The organism is Arthrobacter sp. SO3 (assembly GCF_020532825.1).
GTDB lineage: Bacteria > Actinomycetota > Actinomycetes > Actinomycetales > Micrococcaceae > Arthrobacter.
Genome location: NZ_MQTS01000021.1, coordinates 44,369 through 67,532, shown reverse-complemented (window position 1 = coordinate 67,532; position 23,164 = coordinate 44,369). Strand labels below are relative to the sequence as shown.

Genomic DNA, 23,164 nt, shown 5'->3' with positions numbered 1-23,164 from the left:
AGCGCCCGGGCCGCTACCACCTCGTCAGAACTGCGCTACCAGGTGTTTGGACTCGCGCTACCATCAAGCGCTACTCGCCAGAAGCGGCCGCGGCACGCCGGGGAGGGAATTTCGCCTCCCGTGCGCCACATATGGCGATCAGGCTGGAGAAGCATCGATGCCGCTAAAGTATTGAATCGACAAATTTTGGCCCCGTGCTTACGACTGGATCCGACTCCACTGCAGCTGGGCATCGGGCGTCCGTTTACGAATGAGCCTCAAGCGTCGGGTTGAAATGTGCCCTGGGTGCTGTGTTCTACGGTGGCGAGGTTGCAGTCACCCCGCCGCTCGGACGTGTCCAGCCGCCCGTCGGAGGTTGTGCACTAGCGGCTGTTGTTTCACGTGAAACACTGCCTTTGCTTCGTACATGCGGGGGAAGGGGAACTCCACCGCCTCTGCAGCGGAAGCATCGCTCGTCCCATCGAATTGCCAGCAGCTGCTCACCGTATGCGAACCCTGCGGTCCGGCCTTGATTGCGATCGAACCAGCCCCAGTGCAGGCTGCTACCTCACGTCCACAGCGGACCAAATCGGAGTGGGGTTCACCGTGCGCAACCAATGGACTGGTTGATCCCCTCCAGCCGCATTCAAGCCGGCGGAGAAATGGACCAACAGCGGAAGGATTCCTCTCAATGTACCGGAGGAAATCCGTTGCTTCCCAACACCCGGACTTCAGGAACAGGGAAGAGGACTCCCGGCCGGTGCTCTCCCAAAGCACCGGCCGGAAACCGGCAGGCATTTGCTGAAATGCGGGAGACCGCAACAGGGTGTCTTTTGAACAGTGAAAGGAGGTTACAAGTTCCTGGAATCTGGAGCTGGGTGCGCAGAACAACCCGGACTACGGCCCCCGGTGGACAGATACCGCTGCAGACTATGCAGAGAGTAAAACCGCTTCGATGCCGGTACCGCTTCGCCCGCCATCCGCACCGCCTGACAAAACCAGCCCCAACCACAAAAATAGGGGCCCGTTTCACGTGAAACGGGCCCCTTCGAGAGTGCAGTGCCTGGCCTAGCTGGATGCCCCCGGCGACAGCACATCCATGATGCGGTTAAGGTCCTCAACGCTCGCGAATTCGATGCTTACACGTCCCTTGCGTGCACCGAGAGAAATCTTCACGTTGGTATCAAGCCGATCCGAGAGCGAGGATGCCAGATAGTCCAGGCGTTCGTGTCGGGCCCCGGGCCGCGGAATATTGTTCTTCGGCGTAGCAGCAGGGTTCTGATACAGCGTCACAGCCTCTTCGGTGGCGCGAACTGACATGCCCTCCGCGACGATCTTCTGGGCCAAGCGTTCCATGGCCGCAGCGTCCGGAAGCCCCAGCAGAGCGCGGGCGTGGCCGGCAGAGATAACACTGGCGGCGACGCGACGCTGCACCAGCGGCGGAAGCTTGAGCAGCCGCAGTGTGTTGGACACCTGGGGGCGCGACCGTCCGATCCGGTCGGCAAGCTGTTCGTGCGTGGTGCCGAAGTCCTCCAGCAGCTGCTGGTACGCGGCCGCCTCTTCGAGCGGGTTGAGCTGACTCCGGTGCAGGTTCTCCAGCAGGGCATCGCGGAGGAGGTCGTCGTCGGTGGTGTCACGGACGATGGCGGGGATGGTTTGCAGGCCTGCGGCCTGTACTGCCCGCCAGCGACGCTCGCCCATGACGAGCTCGTAAGGTTCTCCACCCTCTTCAGTTGAAGTACGAACAACAATTGGCTGGAGGACGCCGATTTCGCGAACTGAATGCACCAGCTCCGCCATGTCGTCCTCATCGAAGACCGAACGCGGCTGTTTACGGTTGGGGTGGATTTCGGTGACCAGGATTTCCGCAAAACGGACGCCCGGTACCTCCACCAGTTCAACTCCCCGATCTTCCTCTGCGGAAACAACAGGCATCTCATTCGCAGCGGGCTTCCGCGTGGCCGGCTTCGGCGCTGTCGGCTGGCCAGCTTCCCTGGAGGCGGGGGTCTTTCGTGCCGGTGCATTCCTGGCCCCGGCAGCCGACTTCGTGTCCGTTGTATCGGACGCGACAGCCGTGACCGTCGGCTGCGACGCTGCAGCCGACTCCTCGGCGGGGGCTGACATGGACTCTTCCGCAGACGCTGCCTCGGCGCCTGGTGCCCGCTTTCGGGCTTCAGGGAAGAAAAGATCCACAGGGCGCGACGGAGCTGAACCGCTGCCGGAAGCCACGGCGGAACTTGGAATGAGTGCCCCAAGTCCACGGCCGAGGCCGCGTCGCTTATCGCTCATGGATAAATCCCTCCATTGGAAGAGCCGCGCATCACCGGGCTCCTGCTAGTGCAATTCTTGAAAAGATTCTAACGTTCCGCGATTTCGGCTGCGGCTTCAAGGTAGGACAGGGCGCCGCTGGATGACGGATCATAGGTCATCACAGTCTGCTGGTAGCTGGGCGCTTCGGAAATACGCACCGAGCGGGGGACTACAGCGCCGAGGACCTGCTCCGGGAAGTGTTCGCGCACCTCGGCTGCCACCTGGGCGGCGAGGTTGGTGCGACCGTCGTACATGGTCAAAAGGATGGTCGACACAACGAGATCAGCGTTCAAGTGCTTCTGGATCATTTCGATGTTCTTCAGCAGCTGACTCAGCCCCTCGAGCGCGTAGTACTCGCACTGGATCGGAATGAGCACCTCGTTGGCTGCACAGAACGCGTTGACGGTCAGCAGCCCCAGGCTGGGAGGGCAGTCGATGAAGATGTAGTCCAGCCGCTCCTCGCCATTTTTCGCCCGCTCCTTGCAGTAGACGTCGATCGCACGGCGCAGGCGCTGCTCGCGGGCAACTAGGCTGACGAGTTCAATCTCGGCGCCGGCGAGGTGGATGGTGGCGGGCGCACAGATCAGCTTGGCAATGTCCGGGCACGGTGCCACGACGTCCTGCAACGGGATGTCGTTGATAAGCACGTCGTAAATGCTGTCGACGTCGGCGTGGTGGTCGATTCCCAGTGCCGTCGATGCATTCCCCTGCGGATCAATGTCGATGACCAGCACGTTAAGCCCTGCCGCGGCCAGGGCGGCAGCGATGTTGACCGTAGTGGTCGTCTTGCCGACCCCGCCCTTCTGGTTCGAAACGGTAAAGATCCGGGTCTTCTCCGGCTTCGGAAGTTCTCGGCCGAGGAGACGTTCCCTCCGCTTGTTCTCATGGGCCAGCTCGCGTGCAATGGGGCTGGAATCATCGATGGAGTCCAGGACATTCGCGCTGGTGGCAGATGTTTCACGTGAAACACCCGCCATGCCGGCGCTCTTTGCAACCGAAGCCGGTTTCTTCACGGAGTAATCGTGAGCGACGGTGGGCGCAACAAAGGCCCGCGCGGACCCCAGGGACACAAACGGGGGAATCCGTCGTGTGGAGGCTTCGCTACTGGTCACTGTGACACACTCACTCTCGTTCGGCTCTTGCTGCCGGTTACTAGCCTAACCTCTTACCCTTGGACACCGAGGGCACCGGGCTGACGCTTGGCAATCTTTTGAGGCTTATTCACAACGATTCGGACAACGGTTGTGGGTTCTTCGAGCAGGTCTTCACCCACCAGCACGACGGACGTCTGGGTACCGCCCAGCTTGCGGATCACCTTGGCGGCTTTTTCAATTTCCTCGCCGGCGCTGCGTCCCTTAATCGCGACAACTTCACCCTTTCCCGCCAACAGCGGAATGGTCAGTCCGGCGAGATTCGACAGCGCTGACACGGCCCGAGCCGTGACCACATCGGCGTTCACCATACCAACGGCGAGTTCCGCGCGGGTCCGCATGATCGTGACGTTGTCGAGACCGAGGTCATCAACGACTTCCTGCAGCCAGATGACGCGGCGTTCGAGGGGTTCGATCAGGGTGAGCTCGAGGTCGGGACGGGCAATTGCCAGGCAAAGGCCCGGGAGCCCGGCGCCGCTTCCGACATCAGCGACGTGGCTTCCCTTGGCAATCTGGCTCTCGATCACGGCGCAATTGAGCACGTGCCGGCTCCAGAGCCGGGGGATTTCGCGGGGACCAATCAGTCCCCGCTCCGTCCCGGACGTGGCCAGGTGCTCCACATAGCGTTTAGCCAGCTCCAGCCGGTCCCCAAAGATCGTCTGAGCAGCCTTCAATTCGGCAGCTGTAATTTCAACCATCAAGCTATCCGCAGGCTTCAGTCAGCCGAGACGACGATGTGGCGGTCGGCGCCTTCGCCTTCAGACTCGCTGACGAGGCCCAGTTCGGCGACGGCGTCGTGCACAATCTTCCGCTCGTAGGCGCTCATGGGCGCCAGCGCCACGGCTTCGCCGGACGTTTTCACGGACCCGACGGCGTCTTCGGCAAGCTTCTGCAGCTCACCGGCGCGCTCTGAGCGGTAGCCATTGATGTCCAGGACCAGACGGGACCGGCTTTCCGTTGCGGACAGCACAGCCAGCCGGGTCAGCTCCTGAAGAGCTTCAAGGACCTCGCCGTCCTTCCCCACCAGGTTCTCCAGACCGGCTGCTTCTTCCTCAGCAACGATCGAGATGTAGGTGCGGCCGTTTCGGACTTCGATGTCGATGTCGCCGTCGATGTCGGCGATGTCCAGCAGTTCCTCGAGATAGTCCGCAGCGACGTCACCCTCTTCTTCCAGACGACTGGCGGAGCTACCCCTGTCCTCGGACCCGTCTGCGCCTTCGTCAGTGTCCTGCCCGGCATCCTGGACTTCGCTCAAGACGTCATCCTGGTCTTCGATGGCTTCAGTGGAAATAGCGTGTTCGGTGCTCTCGGCGGACATTACTTCCTCTTCCTGTTCTTACGTTGTGGCTGGACGCGCTGGTTCTTGGCCACCAAGGCTGCAGCAGCTGCAGCTTCGGCCTCCGCGGCCTCGGCCTTCTTGGCACCCGAGAGCGGCAGGGCCGGCAGACCCTTGGCAGCCCGGCGCTCGGCCAGGGCCTTGGCGGCCGGGGATCCCGGCGTCGGCATACGGCGGATAACGAAGAACTGCTGCGCCATCGTCCAGAGGTTGGTCGTGGTCCAGTAGATCAGGACACCGATGGGGAAGTTGATACCGCCCACACCGAAGACGACCGGCAGAACGTAAAGCATCATCTTCTGCTGCTTCATGAACGGGCTGGCCATGGCTTCTTCGGACATGTTCTTGGCCATGATCTGTTTCTGCGTTATGAACTGCGAGGCCGTCATGGCCAGGATCATCACAATTGAGAGGATCCACACCGCAATCACGTTGCCGCCCTCGGGCGTGCCGTGCAGCAGGGTGGCGGAGAGCGGGGCTCCGAAGATGCTCGACTGATCGAACTGCACGACCTGTTCGTGGCTCATCGCCCCGATGCTGCTGCCGCTGGTGGCTGCGTTCGTAATCCCCGAGAGGACCTGGAAGAGGGCAAAGAAGAACGGCATTTGAATCAGCATGGGAAGGCAGGCCGAGAACGGATTGGTGCCGTGCTTCTTGTACATGGCCATCTGCTCCTGGGCCATGGCCTGGCGGGAGAGCTGGTCAGTCTTGCCCTTGTACTTGTCCTGCAGCTTCTTCAGGTCCGGCTGCAGCAGCTGCATGCCGCGCTGTGCCTTGATCTGCTTGACGAAGACGGGAATCAGGGCGGCACGGATCACCAGCACCAGCCCAATGATGGACAGCGTCCACGTCCAGCCACTGGCGGCGGGCATGCCGATGGCGCTCAGGCCATCGTGGAAGACCACCATGATGGCGGACACAAGCCACTTGAACGGAAACATGATTGTTCCAAAGAAGTCCATACGATATCCCTATTCGTCAGGCCGCAGAACGGCCTTCTCCATCAGTCTGAGCAGCCAGGTACTTGTCCGGATTGTTCAGCACAACAATTGTGGGGGTGCGGTTTGAGGGCCACTCGCATTTACCGGCGGGGACGTGGTCCACACCGCCGGCATTCCAGGGGTGGCAGCGCAACAGGCGCTTGACCGCCAGCCAGCTCCCTTTCACCGCGCCGTGCACCGTGATCGCCTCAAGGGCATAGGCCGAGCAGCTCGGGAAGAAGCGGCAAACCTGGCCGTAGAGCGGTGAGATCACCTTGCGGTATGCCAGGAGCAACAGGATGAGGATATTGCGGGGCAAATTCCAGACTGCCCGGCCCAGCCATCCAGCTGCGGTTCTTGCAGGAGGGACGACGGCGGCAGTTGAGTTACGCACGCGGGGTCCCTTCCTGTGTTGTCTCGTAAGAAACTGAAGAAGCAGCCTTCGGAAGGCGGCTGCCCAGCCGTTTCATATTGTTTTCCAAGGCGGCTTCATAGTCCGAACGCAGCTGGTCCCAGCTGGCACCCGCCGCGGCAGGCAGGGCCCGAACCACGATCGCGAACCCGCTGCCGTATTTCTGCAACGACATGGCGCCGACTTCTCTCAGTCTCCTCTTAACGAGGTTCCTGACAACAGCGTTCCCGACACTCTTGGAAACGATGAATCCGATCCGGCTTGGTTCATCGGCAGCGAGGGCTGCCGTATATAACACTACGTTCCGGCGTCCATTGCGGACACCGGAACGTACAGTTGTTGAAAAATCGGTTGCTGTCCTCAGACGGTTGCGGGTGGCTAGCACCTTTACACTCGCACAGGGATGTGGACCGACGAGTCAGTTATTTAGGCCGACAGCTCGGTGCGACCCTTGCCACGACGGGCTGCCAGGATGGCACGGCCGGCACGGGTACGCATACGAAGGCGGAAGCCGTGCTTCTTGGCTCGACGGCGGTTATTCGGCTGAAAAGTCCGCTTGCTCACGTTAGTTACTCCAGTGGGATCAAAGGTGCGCCCACCCGATCAAGGGGAAGAACTGGTCGACGCTTAAGTTTTGTATGTGCCGCTTCCCTCGACTCGCAAGACGCGGAACGTCGGGAGAGATTCAAATGAGGCGAAAAGCGTACACATGGGACTTCACAACGTTAGGGCTTGCCGCCCTCCCGAGTCAAACCGGGGGTTGCTTCACAGGCTTTCCCCAGCTGTGGCTAACTGCCCCCCCAGCCTGTGGATGAAGCGGGTCACAGGCCCTGTTTGAGAACCACAACGATGTAATTATCCACAGGAGAGAACCCAGCTATCTTCTAGCCTTTTGATCCCCTACAGTGGCTCAGTAGCCCATTATCCACGGACTGTGCATAACCCTGTGGATTATCCGGGGTCCAGCACGCTGGATCGACCCGTGCGGCTGCAGGTAATGAAGGCAAGCAAGTTTGAGGAACTGATTGATGACAGTAGACGAAGCCAACCAAGCCAACACTGTCGGAAGTTCCTGGCGGCGGGTCGTGAGCCTCCTGGAGAACGACCACCGTGTAACACCCCGGCAGCGCGGCTTTGTCATCCTCGCCCAGGCGCAGGGCCTCATCGGGTCCACCCTGCTGGTGGCCGTTCCCAATGAGCTCACCCGCGAAGTACTGCAAACGCAGGTGAAGGACGCCCTCGACGACGCCCTCCGGAACGTCTTCTCCGACGAAATCCGTTGCGCAATCGACGTCGACACCGATCTGGTGCCGCTCCACACCGAGCCGGAACCCGCCGTCGAGCTGTCCCTCGTGTCCGATCCCTCGGTGGAACTGAAGCCGCAGCCGATGCTGCCAAGCACCTCCCACGAATTTGGCCGCCTCAATCCGAAGTATGTCTTCGACACCTTCGTGATCGGGTCCTCCAACCGCTTTGCCCACGCCGCCGCCGTCGCGGTGGCTGAAGCGCCGGCGAAGGCCTACAACCCGCTCTTCATCTACGGAGACTCGGGGCTGGGCAAGACCCACCTGCTCCATGCGATCGGCCACTACGCCCGCCGGCTCTACAGCGGGATCCGGGTCCGATACGTGAACTCCGAGGAATTCACCAACGACTTCATCAACTCCATCCGTGACGATGAAGGCACCAGCTTCAAAACGACCTACCGCAACGTGGACGTGCTGCTGATCGATGACATCCAGTTCCTGGCCGGCAAGGACCGGACGCTGGAGGAGTTCTTCCACACTTTCAACGCCCTGCACAACAACAACAAGCAGGTGGTCATCACCTCAGATCAGCCGCCCAAGCTGCTTGCCGGATTTGAGGACCGGATGAAGTCGCGGTTCGAGTGGGGCCTGCTGACGGACATCCAGCCGCCGGAACTCGAAACCCGGATCGCGATCCTCCGGAAGAAGGCCCTCAGTGAGGGCCTCTCCGCTCCGGACGATGCCCTGGAATACATCGCTTCGAAGATCTCGAGCAACATCCGCGAGTTGGAGGGGGCCCTGATCCGCGTCACGGCCTTCGCCAGCCTCAACCGCCAGCCGGTCGACGTTGCCCTGGCTGAGATGGTGCTCAAGGACCTCATCACCGATGACGGAGCCCAGGAGATCACTTCCGCGCAGATCCTCACGCAGACTGCCGACTACTTCAAGCTCAGCATGGAAGAGCTCTGCAGCAAGTCACGGACCAGGACACTGGTGACCGCCAGGCAGATCGCCATGTACCTGTGCCGCGAACTCACGGACATGTCCCTTCCCAAGATCGGGCAGGAGCTCGGCGGCCGCGACCACACCACTGTCATCCACGCGGACCGCAAGATCCGTGAGCTGATGGCCGAGCGCCGAGTGATCTACAACCAGGTGACCGAGCTGACCAACCGGATCAAGCAGCAGCAGCGCAATTCCTGAGCTGCCCGTCCGCGCACTCTTACCTTATTAACAGGCACCTGTGGACAAGCCTGTGGATAGTTAAGGGGACAACCGCGGTTAATGGGCTTAAAACCCTTAAGGCGCCTGTGGATCAACGGTGCGGCCAAAAATGTTATCCCCATCCACACCCTGTTTAAAACCTGTTCCACCCACAGTCCATGAACAGGGCTTAACCCCGGGATCGCACCGCCAAACAGGGTTATCCACAGTATCCACAGCAGTTATTAACACTACTAATCCCTAGAAAATGAAATTCCCTCAAATAACAACTTCGTTCCGGACCCCACACGCCGCCAGGACCGTCCCGGACCCTGGCCGGAAACCGGCACCAGGCCGGGCAGGCCGAACCACATGGATGTAACCCGGGGATGGGAGAATCACACTTCTTGCGGCTAAGCTGTCTGCAGTGTGTCCGTCCTGGACATCTTTTGTGATTCCCTGCCGGGCCGGTGGCCCGGCCACCAGCGATGACAGCAGCAATGAAAGGCGGCACCCTTCCGTGAAGTTCAGAGTCGAACGGGACGTCCTGGCAGAAGCCGTGACCTGGACCGCCCGGTCGTTGTCTCCGCGGCCGCCAGTACCCGTACTTTCCGGCCTGCTCCTCAAGGCTGAAGCCGGTACCGTCAGCCTCTCGAGCTTTGACTACGAGACCTCCGCCAGGCTCGAAATCCCCGCTGACATCACCACCGAAGGCACGATTCTGGTGTCGGGACGCCTGCTTGCTGACATCTGCCGCAGCCTGCCGTCCGCACCGGTCGACATCGAAACCGACGGCAACAAAGTCACCCTCAGCTGCCGTCGGAGCAGCTTCCACCTGGCCACCATGCCTGAAGCTGAATACCCGCCGCTGCCGGCACTGCCCCCGATCAGCGGCACGGTCCCTGGCGACGCGTTCGCCCAAGCTGTTTCCCAGGTGATTATTGCGGCCAGCAAGGACGACACCCTGCCGATCCTGACCGGCGTGCGGATGGAGATCGAGGACGACCTCATCACCCTGCTGGCCACCGACCGCTACCGCCTGGCCATGCGCGAAGTGCCGTGGAAGCCAGTCACTCCTGGTATCTCCACCAGCGCACTGGTGAAGGCAAAAACGCTCAACGAAGTGGCCAAGACCCTGGGCGGCAGCGGCGATATCCACCTTGCCCTCGCCGACGACGACAGCCGGCTCATTGGATTCGAAAGCGGCGGCCGCACCACCACCTCGCTGCTGGTGGATGGCGACTACCCCAAAATCCGCTCACTCTTCCCTGAATCCACCCCGATCCACGCGACCGTCCAGACCTCGGAACTCGTCGAAGCTGTACGGCGCGTCTCACTGGTGGCCGAACGCAACACCCCCGTCCGGCTCGCCTTCACCCAGGGCCAGTTGCACCTCGACGCCGGAACCGGCGAGGATGCCCAGGCATCAGAAGAGCTGGAAGCCAACCTCACCGGCGAGGACATCACCGTCGCGTTCAACCCGCATTACCTGATCGAGGGACTGAGCGTCATCGAGACCAAGTTTGTGCGCTTCTCCTTCACCAGTGCGCCCAAACCGGCCATGATCACGGCCCAGAACGACGCCGACGGCGAGGACCAGGGCGATTACCGCTACCTGGTCATGCCCGTCCGGCTGCCCAACTAGCTGACAGTTGGTGCTGGTCGGAGGGCTCCGACCGACACCAACCGCTAGCCAGGCGGCTGCCGCCATCACCCGAAACACCCCATCGCAGAAGAGAGTTCATACCGTGCACATCGGACTGATCGGCCTTGGAAAAATGGGTTTCAACATGCGCGAACGGCTGCGCAAAGGCGGAATCGAAGTCACCGGTTTTGACCGCAACCCGGACGTCAGCGACGTCGCGAGTGTGGACGACCTCATTGCCGCCCTGCCTGTACCGCGCCTGCTTTGGGTGATGGTCCCGTCCGGCGGGATCACCGATGCCGTGATCACCGAACTTGGCAACAAGCTCGACGCCGGCGACCTCGTGATCGACGGCGGCAACTCCCGCTACACCGAGGACCAGAAACACGGGGCCTCGCTCGCTGAAAAAGGCATCCGTTTCGCCGACTGCGGTGTTTCCGGCGGGGTCTGGGGCCTTCAGAACGGCTACGGCCTGATGGCCGGCGGCGACGCCGCGGATATTGACCATGCGATGCCGGTCTTCGATGCACTCCGGCCGGAGGGTGACCGCGCCGACAGCTTCGTCCACGTGGGTGGGATCGGCGCGGGCCACTACGCCAAGATGGTCCACAACGGCATCGAATACGGACTGATGCAGGCCTATGCCGAGGGTTACGAACTTCTTGCCGCCAAAGACATCATCACCGATCTTCCCGGTACCTTCCGCGCCTGGCAGAAGGGAACCGTCGTGCGCTCCTGGCTGCTGGACCTCATGGTCAAGGCCCTCGATGAGGACCCCGGTTTGGCATCGATTGACGACTACGTCGAGGATTCCGGTGAAGGCCGCTGGACCGTGGAAGAGGCAATCGCCAACGCCGTACCCGCCCCGGCCATCACGGCAGCCCTGTTTGCCCGCTTCTCCTCCCGCGAGGACAACTCGCCGGCGATGAAGATGGTTTCCGCGCTGCGCAACCAGTTCGGCGGACATGCGACCCGTCCGGCCAAATAGTCCTGCCCTGAAATCCTGATCCCGGCGTGTACCTAGAACACCTCTCGCTTACAGATTTCCGTAGCTACGCCCAGGTGGAACTGAGCCTTGAGCCCGGTGTCACCGTGCTGGTCGGCTCGAACGGCATCGGCAAAACCAACCTGATGGAAGCCATCGGCTACCTGGCCACGCTCAGCTCCCACCGGGTCAGTTCGGACGCCCCGCTGCTGCGTTTCGGGACCGAACGGGCCATGATCCGCGCCAGACTGGTCCGCGGTGAGCAGTCCACCGTGCTCGAACTCGAGATCAACAGCTCCCGCGCCAACCGCGCCCGGATCAACCGCAGCAATCCGGTCCGGGCCAGGGACATCCTGGGCATCTGCCAGACCGTCCTGTTCGCCCCGGAGGATCTGGCCCTGGTCAAGGGCGATCCGTCCAGTCGGCGTCGCTTCCTGGATGAGCTCCTGGTCAGCCTCATCCCCCGGCACGCTGCCACCCGCAGTGACTACGACAGGGTGTTGAAGCAACGCAACGCCCTGCTGAAATCCGCCCGCGCCGGCAAATTCTCCAGCGGCCACGAGGCCACCCTGGATGTCTGGGACCAGCACATGGCCCGGGCCGGAGCCGAGCTCCTGCATGCGCGGCTTGAACTGGTGGAACGGCTCCGGCCCCACCTCAAAAACGCCTACGCGCAACTCACCGACGGGTCCAAAGATGCGGGCGCCATCTACCGCTCCACGCTGCAGGGCGCCTTGGAGGACGACGGCGCCAGCCCGGCTGCGGGCCCAATCTCCGCCCGCGGCGCGGAAAGTACCGGGCCGGCCGAGGACTTGCGTCTTCTGTCCGTCGACGAACTCACCGAACGCTACGTCCAGGCCTTCGCAGCGTCGCGGCGCAAAGAGCTGGACCGCGGGATCTCCCTCGTCGGTCCGCACCGCGACGAACTCGAACTCGTCCTGGGCACGGCCCCGGCGAAAGGCTACGCCTCGCACGGAGAAACCTGGTCCATGTGCTTGTCCCTGCGCCTGGCCTCGTACTATGTCATGCTCGATGACGCCCGCACCGGCGGGTCCGCCCCCATCCTGATCCTGGATGATGTCTTTGCTGAACTTGACGTCCAGCGGCGGCGTAAACTGGCCGCAATAGTATCCAGCGCCGAGCAGGTGCTCGTGACCGCCGCCGTCGAGGACGATATCCCGGCGGAACTGTCCGGGCGGCGGGTGAAGGTAATCCCGGGAGGAATCGATGAGCAGGAAAATCGATGAATAAGGATACCGACGGCGGACTGCAACCAGGCCGCGATCCGGACGACATCGACGCTGCCCAGTCGGCACTGAACAGGATGCGCGAGGCTGCTGCGTCCCGCGGCGAAATCCGGCGCAAAGCCCCGCCGCGGCCCGGCAGCACCCCGTCAAGAACAGGCCGCAGTTCCGGGGCCACCCGCGGCTTCGGACAATTCCACGGCACCGGCCGGGATCCGATGGGCCTCGGCAAGGTAGTGGGCCGCCTCGTGGCGGAGCGCGGCTGGAGCTCCCCCGTGGCCGTCGGCTCGGTAATGGCCGAGTGGGCGACGCTCGTGGGACCGGAAATTTCCGCCCACTGCACCCCGGAGAGCTTTACCGATACCACCCTCCACGTCCGATGTGATTCCACCGCCTGGGCGACGCAACTGCGGTTGTTGAGCATCAGCCTGCTGGAGAAATTCCGCACCGAACTCGGTGACGGCGTCGTGACCAAAATCCAGGTTCTGGGACCCGCGGCCCCGAGCTGGCGGAAGGGTGGCCGGACCGTCAACGGCCGCGGCCCGCGGGACACCTACGGGTAGTTCCCGCACCTGCCGGAACACAAGATCTGAAGCACTCCTTGCAAAACTCTTGAAAAATCCGCAAACGGCGTGTAGGGCGCTCAGCCGCCCGGGAGCCGTATAGGCACCCCAACCCGGTACTCCTGGAGCCTTGCAGGTGGAGTCTGCGGTCTCACAGCGGCACTTTACTCCCCGTTTGGGCCCACGGGATGCGGGTTTGGCCCCTATAGCACGCTAGAATTGTGGTAGATAACTGGGCGCCGGTGAAACGTTGACTGAGTCCGTTTCCGACGCAATATCCGCGTGCGGTGGACGGATCCTCAAGCCAGCAGCACATCCGGTGTCATCAGTGACGTGCCCGTCGGCAGTAGCTGTTTCCTCCGGGAAAGTGCAACGGCCGGCCTTTAGCGAAAAAGAGGAGTCGAAAGCGCCTGTGGCTAACGACAATGCAGAGATCCCGGCAGTAGAACCAGTAATGGCGGTGGCGGCGGACACCCCGTCGGGAACCGCAACTGCCCACGGCTACGGCGCCAGCGACATCACGGTGCTCGAAGGCCTGGAAGCTGTCCGGAAACGTCCCGGCATGTACATCGGCTCCACGGGACCCCGTGGTTTGCACCACCTGGTCTATGAAGTCGTGGACAACTCGGTCGACGAGGCCCTGGCCGGGTACTGCACCCACATTGAAATTGTGCTGCAGGCCGATGGCGGGGTCAAAGTGGTCGACAACGGTCGCGGCATCCCGGTCGACATGCACCCGACGGAGCACAAACCGACCGTGGAGGTCGTGATGACCATCCTGCACGCCGGCGGCAAGTTCGGCGGCGGCGGCTACGCCGTGTCCGGCGGACTGCACGGCGTGGGCATCTCCGTAGTGAATGCGCTTTCAAGCCGCGTCGACACCGAGGTCCGCCGGCAGGGCCATGTCTGGCGGATGTCCTTCGCCGACGGCGGCAAGCCACAGGGCGGCCTGGTCCAGGGCGAAGAAACCACCGAAACCGGCACCACCCAGACGTTCTACCCGGACGCCAGCATCTTCGAGTCCACGGAATTCGATTTTGAAACGCTCCGCGCCCGCTTCCAGCAGATGGCGTTCCTGAACAAGGGGCTGCGCATCACGCTGACCGATGAGAGGCGCGCCGCGGCGGAACCGTCCGAGGATGGGGACCTTGACCTCGACGCTGTCCCCACCGACGGGGAAGTCCCGGCCGAGTTCCACACCGTGGTGTACCAGTACGACGACGGCCTGCTGGACTACGTGAAGCATCTGAACTCCGGCAAGAAGGTCGATGTGGTCCACGAGGACGTCATCGCCTTCGAAACCGAGGACACCGAACGACACATCGCCCTGGAAATGGCGATGCAGTGGACCAATGCGTATTCCGAGAGCGTCCACACCTACGCCAACACCATCAACACCCACGAGGGCGGCACCCACGAAGAGGGATTCCGCGCCGCGATGACCTCGCTCATCAACCGCTATGCGCGGGAGAAGAGCATCATCAAGGAGAAGGATGACAACCTCACCGGTGACGACATCCGCGAAGGCCTGACGGCCGTCATTTCGGTCAAGCTCGCCGAACCGCAGTTCGAGGGCCAGACCAAGACCAAGCTCGGCAACTCCGAGGTTAAGGGCTTCGTCCAGCGCGTCGTCACCGACGGACTCGGCGACTGGCTGGAACGCAACCCCGGCCCGGCCCGCGACGTGATCCGCAAGGCCATCTCTGCGGCGCAGGCCCGGATGGCAGCGCGCAAGGCCCGCGACAACGCGCGCCGCAAGAGCCCGCTGGAATCGTTCGGCATGCCCGGTAAACTTTCCGATTGCTCTTCGAAGAACCCGGAGAAGTGTGAGGTCTACATTGTGGAGGGCGACTCCGCCGGCGGCTCCGCCAAGCGCGGCCGCAACCCGGAGACCCAGGCCATCCTTCCGCTGCGCGGCAAGATCCTGAACGTGGAGCGTGCCCGGCTGGACAAGGCCCTGGGCAACGCTGAGGTCCAGTCCATGATCACGGCCTTCGGCACCGGGATCGGCGAGGACTTCGATCTGAGCAAACTGCGCTATCACAAGATCGTCCTGATGGCCGATGCCGACGTCGACGGACAGCACATCACCACGCTGCTGATGACCCTGCTGTTCCGCTATATGCGCCCGCTGATCGAGAACGGCTATGTCTACCTCGCGCAGCCGCCGCTCTACCGGATCAAATGGTCCAACGCCCCGCACGACTACGTCTACAGCGACCGGGAACGGGATGCCCGGCTGCTTTCCGGCCAGGCGGCCGGCCGCCGCATTCCCAAGGACAACGGCATCCAGCGCTACAAGGGCCTCGGCGAAATGGACTACACCGAACTGTGGGACACCACCATGGACCCCGACCACCGCACCCTGCTGCAAGTGACCATGGACGACGCCTTGGCCGCGGACCAGACGTTTTCCACCCTCATGGGCGAAGATGTCGAATCCCGCCGAAACTTCATTCAGCAGAACGCCAAGGACGTTCGGTTCCTCGATATCTAGCGGTCGCCAGGCGCCCTGAATATTCCCGGACTGATATATACCTGAAACGGAAAATATAGACTATGAGCGACGAAACACCAGAAGTTCCGGCCGGACCGGCCGATGCCGAGCCTGTTATTGAGGGCACTGTCCTTGACACCGATGTCCTGACCGACCGTGTTGAGCAGGTGGACCTGCAGACGGAAATGCAGCGCTCCTACCTCGACTACGCAATGGCTGTCATTGTGGGACGCGCCCTTCCGGACGTCCGCGACGGGCTCAAGCCTGTTCACCGCCGGGTGCTCTATGCGATGTTCGACGGCGGCTACCGCCCGGAGCGGTCCTTCAACAAGTGCGCCCGCGTGGTGGGTGAAGTCATGGGCCAGTACCACCCGCACGGCGACACCGCCATCTACGATGCGCTGGTCCGCCTGATCCAGGACTGGACCATGCGCTACCCGCTGGCGCTGGGGCAGGGCAACTTCGGCTCCCCGGGCAATGACGGCGCTGCAGCACCGCGGTACACGGAAACGAAAATGGCCCCGCTGGCCATGGAAATGGTCCGCGACATCGACGAGGAAACCGTCGATTTCCAGGACAACTACGACGGCAAGAACCAGGAACCGACCATCCTGCCGGCGCGCTTCCCGAACCTCCTGGTCAATGGCTCCTCGGGCATCGCCGTCGGCATGGCCACCAACATCCCGCCGCACAACCTCCGGGAGGTCGCCGACGGCGTCCAGTGGTACCTGGCCAACCCGACCGCCAGCCGCGAGGAACTGCTCGAAGAGCTGATCGTCCGCATCAAGGGACCCGACTTCCCGACCGGTGCCACCATCCTGGGCCACAAGGGGATCGAGGACGCCTACCGCACGGGCCGCGGCTCGATCACCATGCGCGCGGTGGTCAATGTGGAGGAACTCCAGGGCCGCACCTGCCTCGTGGTCACTGAGCTGCCGTACCAGGCCAACCCGGACAACCTGGCGATCAAGATTGCCGAGCTCGTCAAGGACGGCAAGATCTCGGGAATCGCCGACCTGCGCGATGAAACCTCGGGACGCACCGGCCAGCGCCTCGTGATCGTGCTCAAGCGCGACGCGGTCGCCAAGGTGGTGCTGAACAACCTCTACAAGCACACCCAACTGCAGGACAACTTCGCGGCCAACATGCTCGCGATCGTCGACGGCGTGCCCCGCACCTTGAGCCTGGATGCGTTCATCCGCCACTGGGTCACGCACCAGATGGACGTAATCGCCCGCCGGACCCGCTACCGCCTGCGCAAGGCCGAGGAGGAAGCGCACATCCTGCGTGCCCTCCTCAAAGCGCTCGACGCGCTCGACGAGGTCATCGCGCTGATCCGGGCGTCGAACACTACCGAAGCTGCCCGCGACGGGCTGATGCAGCTCCTGGATATCGACGAACTCCAGGCACGCGCCATCCTGGACATGCAGCTGCGCCGCCTCGCGGCCCTGGAACGCCAGAAGATCCAGGACCGCCACTCCGAACTCGAAGCCATGATCACCGAGTACAACTCGATCCTTGCGTCGGAAGAACGCCAGCGAGGGATCATCAGCACCGAGCTGGCCGAAATCGTGGCCAAACACGGCGATGACCGCCGCACCAAAGTTCTGCTGGGCTTCGACGGCGACATGTCGATGGAGGACCTGATCCCCGAGGAGGAAATGGTCGTCACGATCACCCGCGGCGGCTACGTCAAGCGCACCCGCAGTGACAACTACCGCTCGCAGCAGCGCGGCGGCAAGGGCATCAAGGGCGCGCAGCTGCGCGGCGACGACGTCGTCGAGCACTTCTTCGTCACCACGACCCACCACTGGCTGTTGTTCTTCACAAACTTGGGCCGGGTCTACCGGGCGAAGGCGTACGAACTCGTGGAAGCCGGACGCGACGCCAAGGGACAGCACGTCGCGAACCTGCTGGCCTTCCAGCCGGACGAGCATATTGCCCAGGTGCTGGACCTGCGGGATTACCAGCAGTCGCCGTATCTGGTTCTGGCCACCAAGCGAGGCCTGGTGAAGAAGACCCGCCTTGAGGACTATGACACCAACCGCTCCGCGGGAGTCATCGCGATCAACCTGCGCGACGGCGACGAGCTGGTCTCCGCCCAGTTGGTCTCGGAGACGGATGACTTGATGCTCGTCTCCCGCATGGGGCAGTCCATCCGCTTCACCGCCACCGACGACGCCCTGCGTCCGATGGGCCGGGCAACCTCCGGTGTCACCGGCATGAAGTTCCGTGAGGACGACGAGCTGCTGGCGGCTGACGTCGTCACCGACGGCTCCTTCGTGTTCATCGTCACTGAGGGTGGCTACGCCAAGCGCACCGCCGTGGAGGAATACCGGCTCCAGGGCCGTGGCGGTCTCGGCATCAAGGTCGGCAAGTACCAGGAGGAGCGTGGCCACCTCGTGGGCGCCCTGATCGTTCAGGAGGAGGACGAGGTCCTGGTGGTCATGGAGGGCGGCAAGGTGGTCCGTTCCTCCGTAGCCGGAGTGCCGGCCAAGGGCCGCGACACCATGGGCGTCATCTTCGCCAAGCCGGACAAGAACGACCGCATCATCGAGGTGGCGCGCAACAGCGAACGCGGCCTCGAAACCGACGAGACGTCCGACGGACAAGATACAGGCGAAGAGGCAGTCGAAGATGCAGATGTTGCTGCCGAAGGTCAGGCATCCGCGCCGGATGACGTAACGTTGGCTGAAGATACCGGATCACATGAGGGGTCCGCAGCGGAAGAATCAGCACCGGCCCCGGAGTCAGATGAGTCATCAGGCAATGCCGAGCTGGACGAAGACAACACCGGAGGTAACGAGTGAGTAATTCCGACTCATATCCCAAGCCCAACAGCGGCGTTCCCGGCGGAGTGCGGCAGCCTGCCTCCGCGCCGCGGGTAAGCGCACCGGCCCGTCCCGAGCAGCGCCCCGGCGTACCCGGCAGCGTCAACGGATCGGTCCAGCGGCCACCGGCACCGGGCCAGCGCCCCGTACAGGGCCGCCCGGCGGCACCGGGACAGCGTCCGGTGACACCGGGTCAGCGGACGGGCCAGGGCCCTTCTGGGCAGAACGCTACCGGGCTGATCAAGCCGGCACCCAAGGCCAAGGTGCGCCGTGCCCGCCTGCTGGTGAGCAAGGTTGACCCCTGGTCCGTGCTGAAGATGGCGTTCCTGCTCTCCGTAGCCCTGGGCATCGTGACCGTAGTGGCAGCGATCGTGCTCTGGACGGTCCTGGACCTGACCGGAATTTTCGACCAGGTCGATGGCCTGCTCGGAACCCTGGCCGGCTCGGAAGGTGGCGGCTTCGAATTGAAGAAGGTCGCTTCGCTGGGACAGGTGGCATCCTTCGCCACCATCATCGCCGTCATCAACGTGGTCCTGCTGACGGCGCTGTCGATGCTCTCGGCGGTGCTGTACAACATCTCCGCCACCCTCGTGGGCGGCATCGGCGTCACCCTTACGGACGACTAAAACCCGCGGTTCTCCCGGACTTTTCCCGGGGAAATGCCTCGATTTGAGATCGGGCCGGGATGTGCTGTACAGTCATATCTCGGCCCGATGAGGCATCGGGGCGTATAGCTCAGGCGGTTAGAGCGCTTCGCTGATAACGAAGAGGTCCCAGGTTCAAGTCCTGGTACGCCCACGGAATCTGTACAGATTCAAGTGGAGGTTCGGTAAATATTTATTTATCGCCGAACCGGAACGGGGTGCATGTGAAGAAGTTGCTCGTTATTGCAGCTACGATCGCAGGCGTCCTGCTCTACAGGAAAGTGCAGGAATCCGAGGCCCGGAAGACGGTCTGGAGCGAATCAACCGATACAGTTGACTAGCCCGGATTCCCGGGTTCGGGAGCTGGAAAACGGCTCGCCGAACTAGGGTATGATTGTCGGGTTGCTTCTTATGGGGGCATGGCGCAATTGGTAGCGCACCTGCTTTGCAAGCAGGGGGTTCGGGGTTCGAGTCCCCGTGCCTCCACCATAGGAAAGGCCCCGGACCGTGGAAACGCGGTCCGGGGCCTTTTGCATGCCCGGGAACTTTCCGGCCCGGTTCCGACTCCGTTCCGGCGCCAGGCAGGGAGCTGCGGGCGTCATTCCTTGGGCTTGGCGTAGTCGTCCATGCCCTGCCAGTCGATATAGACGTAGGGCTCGTCGCCGACGACCCAGGCATCGTGGCCCGGCGGGATGATGCCGAAGTCACCTGGGCCGAACTCGTTCTCCTCGCCGTCGTCCATTACGACCTTGAGGCGGCCCGAAACGGTGTAACCCTTGTGGGCAATCATGCAGCTGTCCGTCTGGGCGATCGGCTTGACGTGCTGGGACCACTTCCAGCCGGGCAGGAACGTCGCACGTGCCACGGCGCCGGCGTCGAGATTGACGAGTTCCACGTGGCCCATCCCGTCTGTGACGGGGCGGGTTTCCTCCGGATTGTCCAGGCTCTTGCGGATGGTCGCAGCCATGATGGTCTCCTTTGTGGATGATGGTGAGACCGGATTTAAGACTGTCACCGCCGCCTGCCGCGGTCAAGGATATGCGGGCGTCAGCGGCCCTCTCCCCGCCCCCACTACTGTGGGACCGTGAACTTCTTCCTTGCCGCCCTGGGCGTCCTCGGAGTGGCCTCCTCCGGGCCTCTCATTGCCGCTACCCTGGGGGCCACCTCGGTCAGTGCCCTGGCGATCGCCTTTTGGCGCAACGCGATCGGGTCGGTCGTCATGGCCGGGCCCGTGCTGGTCCGCAACCCCCGCCAGTTCGGCCGGGTTACCGGCAGGGAGTTTGGCTGGTCGCTGGCGGCTGCCGTCGCGCTGGCGCTGCACTTTGCCTGCTTCATCACCTCGTTGCAGCTGACCTCCGTCGCGGCGGCCACCGCTCTCGTCTGCCTCCAGTCCGGCTGGATCGCAATCTTCCAGCTGTTCCGGGGCGTGAGGCACCGCTGGCCGGTCCTGGCGGGGCTGGGTATCGCCTTCAGCGGCGTTGTTGTGATTACCGGCTTCGACATGGGGGGCTCGCCGAAGGCGCTGCTTGGCGACCTTCTGGCAGTAGCGGGCGGTGCCCTCGCAGGCGTCTATACCCTTGCCGGCGGCAAGGCGCGCCAGACCATGGGGACGGGTGTCTACACTACCCTCTGCTACGGCATGTGCGCTGCCGTCGTCGCGCTTCTGGCACTGTTCTCACAGCAGCCGCTGGCAGGATTCGAAGCCGCCGGCTGGTTCGGCATCCTGGCGATTACGGTATGCGCGCAGCTGATCGGCCACACGGCCTTCAACCACCTGCTCGCCACGATGAGTCCGCTGCTGGTGTCCATGATCATCCTGCTGGAGATTCCCGGTGCCGCGCTGCTCGCTGCCGCGTTCCTGTCCGAGACCCTGCCGGCCGGAACCTACGCCGGTCTCGTGCTGATCCTGGTGGGGCTCGCCGTCGTCGTCGTGGGCCAGCGGGGTTCCCGTCCTGGGCGGCGCAGTGCAGCCCCGCTGGCGGAGCTGGGGACAGACTGACGGCGGCCGGCTGCCGCCAGCGCTACTGGCCGCCGCGGCGGGCGGGCTGGGCCGTATTGACCGTGTGGATCGCCCGGAGCAGCTTGGCCGGGAAGTAGACGGAGAAGAAGACGACCATAGGGGCCTTGAGCGCCATCTTCTTGACGTTGTGCGCCTTGTACGTGCGGTCGAAGCGCGTCACGTAGTAGCGGTAGTCGCGGGGAGAGTCTTCGAGGCGGCGCGCGGACATTCCGGAGACCATCTGCGGCCAGTACTGGATCCGGAGCTCGTGGTCCGCCAGGTGCAGGGACAGGTCGATGTCCTCGTGCATCTCGTCCTTTTCATCCCGGCAGGTCTCGGTCCGGATGATTTCCCACGCTGAGCGGCGGAGGGCCATATTGGACCCGAAGAGGAAGTGGTACTGGTGCTTGGCGAGCTTAAGCATCAGCTGGCGCATCTTGTCGTCGGCCTTCAGGCCAAAGCGCCGCATCGGCATATCGTAGTAGACCACCGGTCCGGTCGCGGCGTGCACGGACTGGTCCAGGAAGGCCTTCTGCACTTCTTCGACCCAGTCGGGCTCCAGCACGGAATCGGCGTCGATCCGCCCGAGGATGTCCCCGGAGGCATGGTCCAGGCCGAAGTTGCGGGTGGGGATCAGACCCTGGTGCCGGTCCTGGCTGAGCAGGATGATGGGGCTCTCCGGATATTCCGACTGCATCTGCCGGACGATATCGGCTGTGCGGTCCTTCGACATGTTGTCGACCACGATGATCTCGTGGGCCGGGACGGACTGGTACACGGCAGCAATGAGGCACTGCCGGATGACGCTTTCCTCGTTGAAGGCCGGGATGACAATGGACACATCTGGTGTGTGCACAGCATCGTGTAAGGCATCCTCAGAGGATTTTTCGGGTGACATTCCCCTAAATTTAGCACCCGTGACATTTTTCCGGCCCGCAGCCGGGCATTGCCCCGGCTACGAACTGGTAAACATCGCGCGAAAAAGGGAGGAATCCCGCCGATGGCGGAATCCCTCCCTCAGTGGCTGCAATCGGGCAGCCCGCCAGCCGTTTTAGAGGCCGGTGTTCTTGTCCGCGCCGTTGTTGCGGCTGGCGGCGATGTTCCGGACCGCAGTCTTGGCATCGGTGGCAACCTTGGCGGAAGCGTCCTTGATGTCCTCGACAGCGTCCTCTGCGGCGTGCTTGGCCTTGTCTGCGGCGTCGTCGGCGGATTCGGCAACATCAGCCGAAGCGTCCGCTGCGGTATCCGCGGCTGCGACCGTTGCTTCGCCGGCCTTGTCAGCGGCGTCCTTGACGGAATCCTTGACCTCGTTGACGGTAGTGGCCGGCACGGGGGCGGGCGTCACCGGGGCCGGTGTCGTCCACGGATCTTCGACCGGCTGGGAAGCCTTCCAGGCGGCAACACCGGCGGCCACGGCCGCGGCAATGATGCCGAAGACCAGCCATCCGCGGTGCCTGGGCTTCTGCGGCTTGCCGCTGACGGCCTTGCTGGCGTGGCTCGCAGCGGCCTTGGCGCGGCTTCCGGCCGTCTTTGCCTGCTCCTGGACGGTGTGGATGATCCCCACGTCGCCGAGCTTCTGGGCGACCGCATCCACATGGGCCGGGGCGCTTTCGAGGGTCCGGTGCACAGCTTCGGAGGCCTGGCCGATCTGGTCCGAGAGCTTCGGCAGATAGTCGACGACAACCCGGTCGCGCGCGTTGGCGATGACCGGCGTCGCCTTGTCCAGGGCCTCATGCAGGCGCGGGGTCGCGCCCTCAACGGCGTCGTGGATCCTCGGTGCCAAATGGGCCAGGCTGTCCTGGATGCGCGGGGTTACCGTTGCAACACCGTCGGCGAGGTTGTAGGCCGCCGACTTGAGACCTTCCTGGATCTTGGGAGAAGCGGTATCCAGGCCCTGCTGCAGGCGCGGCACTGCCCAGCTGACTGCTGCTTCAACCCGCGGGGTAGCCCATTCCCTGGCGTTCTCTACTCCGGTGCTGACGGACTGCTCCAGCTCCCGGGCAATACGATCCGTTTTCTTCACAACTACCTCCCGATTAATGTGACGGTTCTGCAGTTAGCCTACGTGTCCCAGACCTCACCGGCTATTCTTCAGGCCGATTTGGGCCGGATTTCACCCAGCGCGGAACTGTCGGACC

General features: G+C 63.1%; 21 protein-coding genes and 2 tRNA genes. 12 read left to right on the top strand and 11 right to left on the bottom strand.

The genetic code is table 11. The annotated features are described in order from the left end of the window. Nucleotides 1–1,047 precede the first annotated feature (1,047 nt). The 8 genes from BJQ90_RS02545 to rpmH form a co-directional block, all read right to left on the bottom strand. Nucleotides 1,048–2,268 carry a ParB/RepB/Spo0J family partition protein gene (locus tag BJQ90_RS02545; protein WP_226758740.1) on the bottom strand — a complete coding sequence of 407 codons (1,221 nt, stop codon included), beginning with the start codon at nucleotides 2,266–2,268 and terminating at the stop codon, nucleotides 1,048–1,050. Between the two features lie 68 nt (nucleotides 2,269–2,336). Continuing rightward, nucleotides 2,337–3,401, bottom strand: a complete 1,065-nt coding sequence (locus BJQ90_RS02540; protein ID WP_319004589.1) for a ParA family protein — start codon at nucleotides 3,399–3,401, stop codon at nucleotides 2,337–2,339. Between the two features lie 53 nt (nucleotides 3,402–3,454). Continuing rightward, a complete protein-coding gene (gene rsmG / locus BJQ90_RS02535) occupies nucleotides 3,455–4,138 on the bottom strand; it encodes a 16S rRNA (guanine(527)-N(7))-methyltransferase RsmG (protein ID WP_226758738.1) in 684 nt (227 codons plus the stop codon). Between the two features lie 17 nt (nucleotides 4,139–4,155). Further along, nucleotides 4,156–4,758: a protein jag gene (locus BJQ90_RS02530; RefSeq protein ID WP_226758737.1), complete on the bottom strand. Its 603-nt coding sequence runs from the start codon at nucleotides 4,756–4,758 to the stop codon at nucleotides 4,156–4,158. Further along, entirely contained in the window at nucleotides 4,758–5,738 is a 981-nt protein-coding gene (gene yidC, locus BJQ90_RS02525; RefSeq protein WP_226758736.1) for a membrane protein insertase YidC, read from the bottom strand. The genes BJQ90_RS02530 and yidC overlap by 1 nt, the downstream gene beginning before the upstream one ends. Nucleotides 5,739–5,754: 16 nt before the next feature. Continuing rightward, nucleotides 5,755–6,150 carry a membrane protein insertion efficiency factor YidD gene (yidD, locus tag BJQ90_RS02520; RefSeq protein WP_226758735.1) on the bottom strand — a complete coding sequence of 132 codons (396 nt, stop codon included), beginning with the start codon at nucleotides 6,148–6,150 and terminating at the stop codon, nucleotides 5,755–5,757. Beyond that, entirely contained in the window at nucleotides 6,143–6,553 is a 411-nt protein-coding gene (gene rnpA, locus BJQ90_RS02515) for a ribonuclease P protein component (protein WP_226758734.1), read from the bottom strand. The genes yidD and rnpA overlap by 8 nt, the downstream gene beginning before the upstream one ends. A gap of 41 nt (nucleotides 6,554–6,594) precedes the next feature. Then, nucleotides 6,595–6,732 (bottom strand): 50S ribosomal protein L34, encoded by a 138-nt coding sequence (gene rpmH, locus BJQ90_RS02510; RefSeq protein ID WP_003800212.1) that lies wholly within the window; start codon nucleotides 6,730–6,732, stop codon nucleotides 6,595–6,597. A gap of 464 nt (nucleotides 6,733–7,196) precedes the next feature. On the opposite strand from rpmH, the gene dnaA reads away from it, so the two are divergent. The 11 genes from dnaA (at nucleotide 7,197) to BJQ90_RS02455 (ending at nucleotide 19,516) form a co-directional block, all read left to right on the top strand. Then, nucleotides 7,197–8,618 carry a chromosomal replication initiator protein DnaA gene (gene dnaA, locus BJQ90_RS02505; protein ID WP_226758733.1) on the top strand — a complete coding sequence of 474 codons (1,422 nt, stop codon included), beginning with the start codon at nucleotides 7,197–7,199 and terminating at the stop codon, nucleotides 8,616–8,618. A gap of 520 nt (nucleotides 8,619–9,138) precedes the next feature. Continuing rightward, nucleotides 9,139–10,263 carry a DNA polymerase III subunit beta gene (dnaN, locus tag BJQ90_RS02500; RefSeq protein WP_226758732.1) on the top strand — a complete coding sequence of 375 codons (1,125 nt, stop codon included), beginning with the start codon at nucleotides 9,139–9,141 and terminating at the stop codon, nucleotides 10,261–10,263. 103 nt (nucleotides 10,264–10,366) lie between these two features. Beyond that, nucleotides 10,367–11,251, top strand: a complete 885-nt coding sequence (gene gnd / locus BJQ90_RS02495; protein ID WP_226758731.1) for a phosphogluconate dehydrogenase (NAD(+)-dependent, decarboxylating) — start codon at nucleotides 10,367–10,369, stop codon at nucleotides 11,249–11,251. A 26-nt stretch (nucleotides 11,252–11,277) separates the two neighbouring features. Continuing rightward, nucleotides 11,278–12,495 carry a DNA replication/repair protein RecF gene (recF, locus tag BJQ90_RS02490; RefSeq protein ID WP_226758730.1) on the top strand — a complete coding sequence of 406 codons (1,218 nt, stop codon included), beginning with the start codon at nucleotides 11,278–11,280 and terminating at the stop codon, nucleotides 12,493–12,495. Then, nucleotides 12,492–13,055: a DUF721 domain-containing protein gene (locus BJQ90_RS02485; RefSeq protein WP_226758729.1), complete on the top strand. Its 564-nt coding sequence runs from the start codon at nucleotides 12,492–12,494 to the stop codon at nucleotides 13,053–13,055. The genes recF and BJQ90_RS02485 overlap by 4 nt, the downstream gene beginning before the upstream one ends. Before the next feature lie 412 nt (nucleotides 13,056–13,467). Continuing rightward, nucleotides 13,468–15,552, top strand: coding sequence for a DNA topoisomerase (ATP-hydrolyzing) subunit B (gyrB, locus tag BJQ90_RS02480; RefSeq protein ID WP_413463627.1), 2,085 nt, complete (start codon nucleotides 13,468–13,470; stop codon nucleotides 15,550–15,552). A gap of 62 nt (nucleotides 15,553–15,614) precedes the next feature. Further along, nucleotides 15,615–18,362 (top strand): DNA gyrase subunit A, encoded by a 2,748-nt coding sequence (gene gyrA, locus BJQ90_RS02475; RefSeq protein WP_226758728.1) that lies wholly within the window; start codon nucleotides 15,615–15,617, stop codon nucleotides 18,360–18,362. Beyond that, nucleotides 18,359–19,009 (top strand): DUF3566 domain-containing protein, encoded by a 651-nt coding sequence (locus BJQ90_RS02470; RefSeq protein ID WP_226758727.1) that lies wholly within the window; start codon nucleotides 18,359–18,361, stop codon nucleotides 19,007–19,009. The genes gyrA and BJQ90_RS02470 overlap by 4 nt, the downstream gene beginning before the upstream one ends. A 98-nt stretch (nucleotides 19,010–19,107) precedes the next feature. Continuing rightward, nucleotides 19,108–19,181: transfer RNA gene (locus BJQ90_RS02465), tRNA-Ile, on the top strand. 64 nt (nucleotides 19,182–19,245) lie between these two features. Beyond that, nucleotides 19,246–19,368 carry a DLW-39 family protein gene (locus tag BJQ90_RS02460; RefSeq protein ID WP_413463626.1) on the top strand — a complete coding sequence of 41 codons (123 nt, stop codon included), beginning with the start codon at nucleotides 19,246–19,248 and terminating at the stop codon, nucleotides 19,366–19,368. Between the two features lie 72 nt (nucleotides 19,369–19,440). Further along, nucleotides 19,441–19,516 (top strand) — tRNA-Ala (locus tag BJQ90_RS02455). A 109-nt stretch (nucleotides 19,517–19,625) separates the two neighbouring features. Here the strand turns inward: BJQ90_RS02455 and BJQ90_RS02450 are convergent. Next, nucleotides 19,626–19,994 (bottom strand): cupin domain-containing protein, encoded by a 369-nt coding sequence (locus BJQ90_RS02450; protein WP_226758725.1) that lies wholly within the window; start codon nucleotides 19,992–19,994, stop codon nucleotides 19,626–19,628. A 117-nt stretch (nucleotides 19,995–20,111) separates the two neighbouring features. Between BJQ90_RS02450 and BJQ90_RS02445 the strand changes: the two genes are divergently transcribed. Further along, nucleotides 20,112–21,026 (top strand): DMT family transporter, encoded by a 915-nt coding sequence (locus BJQ90_RS02445; RefSeq protein ID WP_226758724.1) that lies wholly within the window; start codon nucleotides 20,112–20,114, stop codon nucleotides 21,024–21,026. A gap of 22 nt (nucleotides 21,027–21,048) precedes the next feature. Here BJQ90_RS02445 and BJQ90_RS02440 read toward each other — a convergent pair whose 3' ends face one another. Beyond that, on the bottom strand, nucleotides 21,049–21,924 hold the full coding sequence (locus tag BJQ90_RS02440) for a glycosyltransferase (RefSeq protein WP_226758723.1): 876 nt from the start codon (nucleotides 21,922–21,924) through the stop codon (nucleotides 21,049–21,051). 153 nt (nucleotides 21,925–22,077) lie between these two features. Continuing rightward, nucleotides 22,078–23,049: a hypothetical protein gene (locus BJQ90_RS02435; protein ID WP_226758722.1), complete on the bottom strand. Its 972-nt coding sequence runs from the start codon at nucleotides 23,047–23,049 to the stop codon at nucleotides 22,078–22,080. Nucleotides 23,050–23,164: the final 115 nt, after the last annotated feature.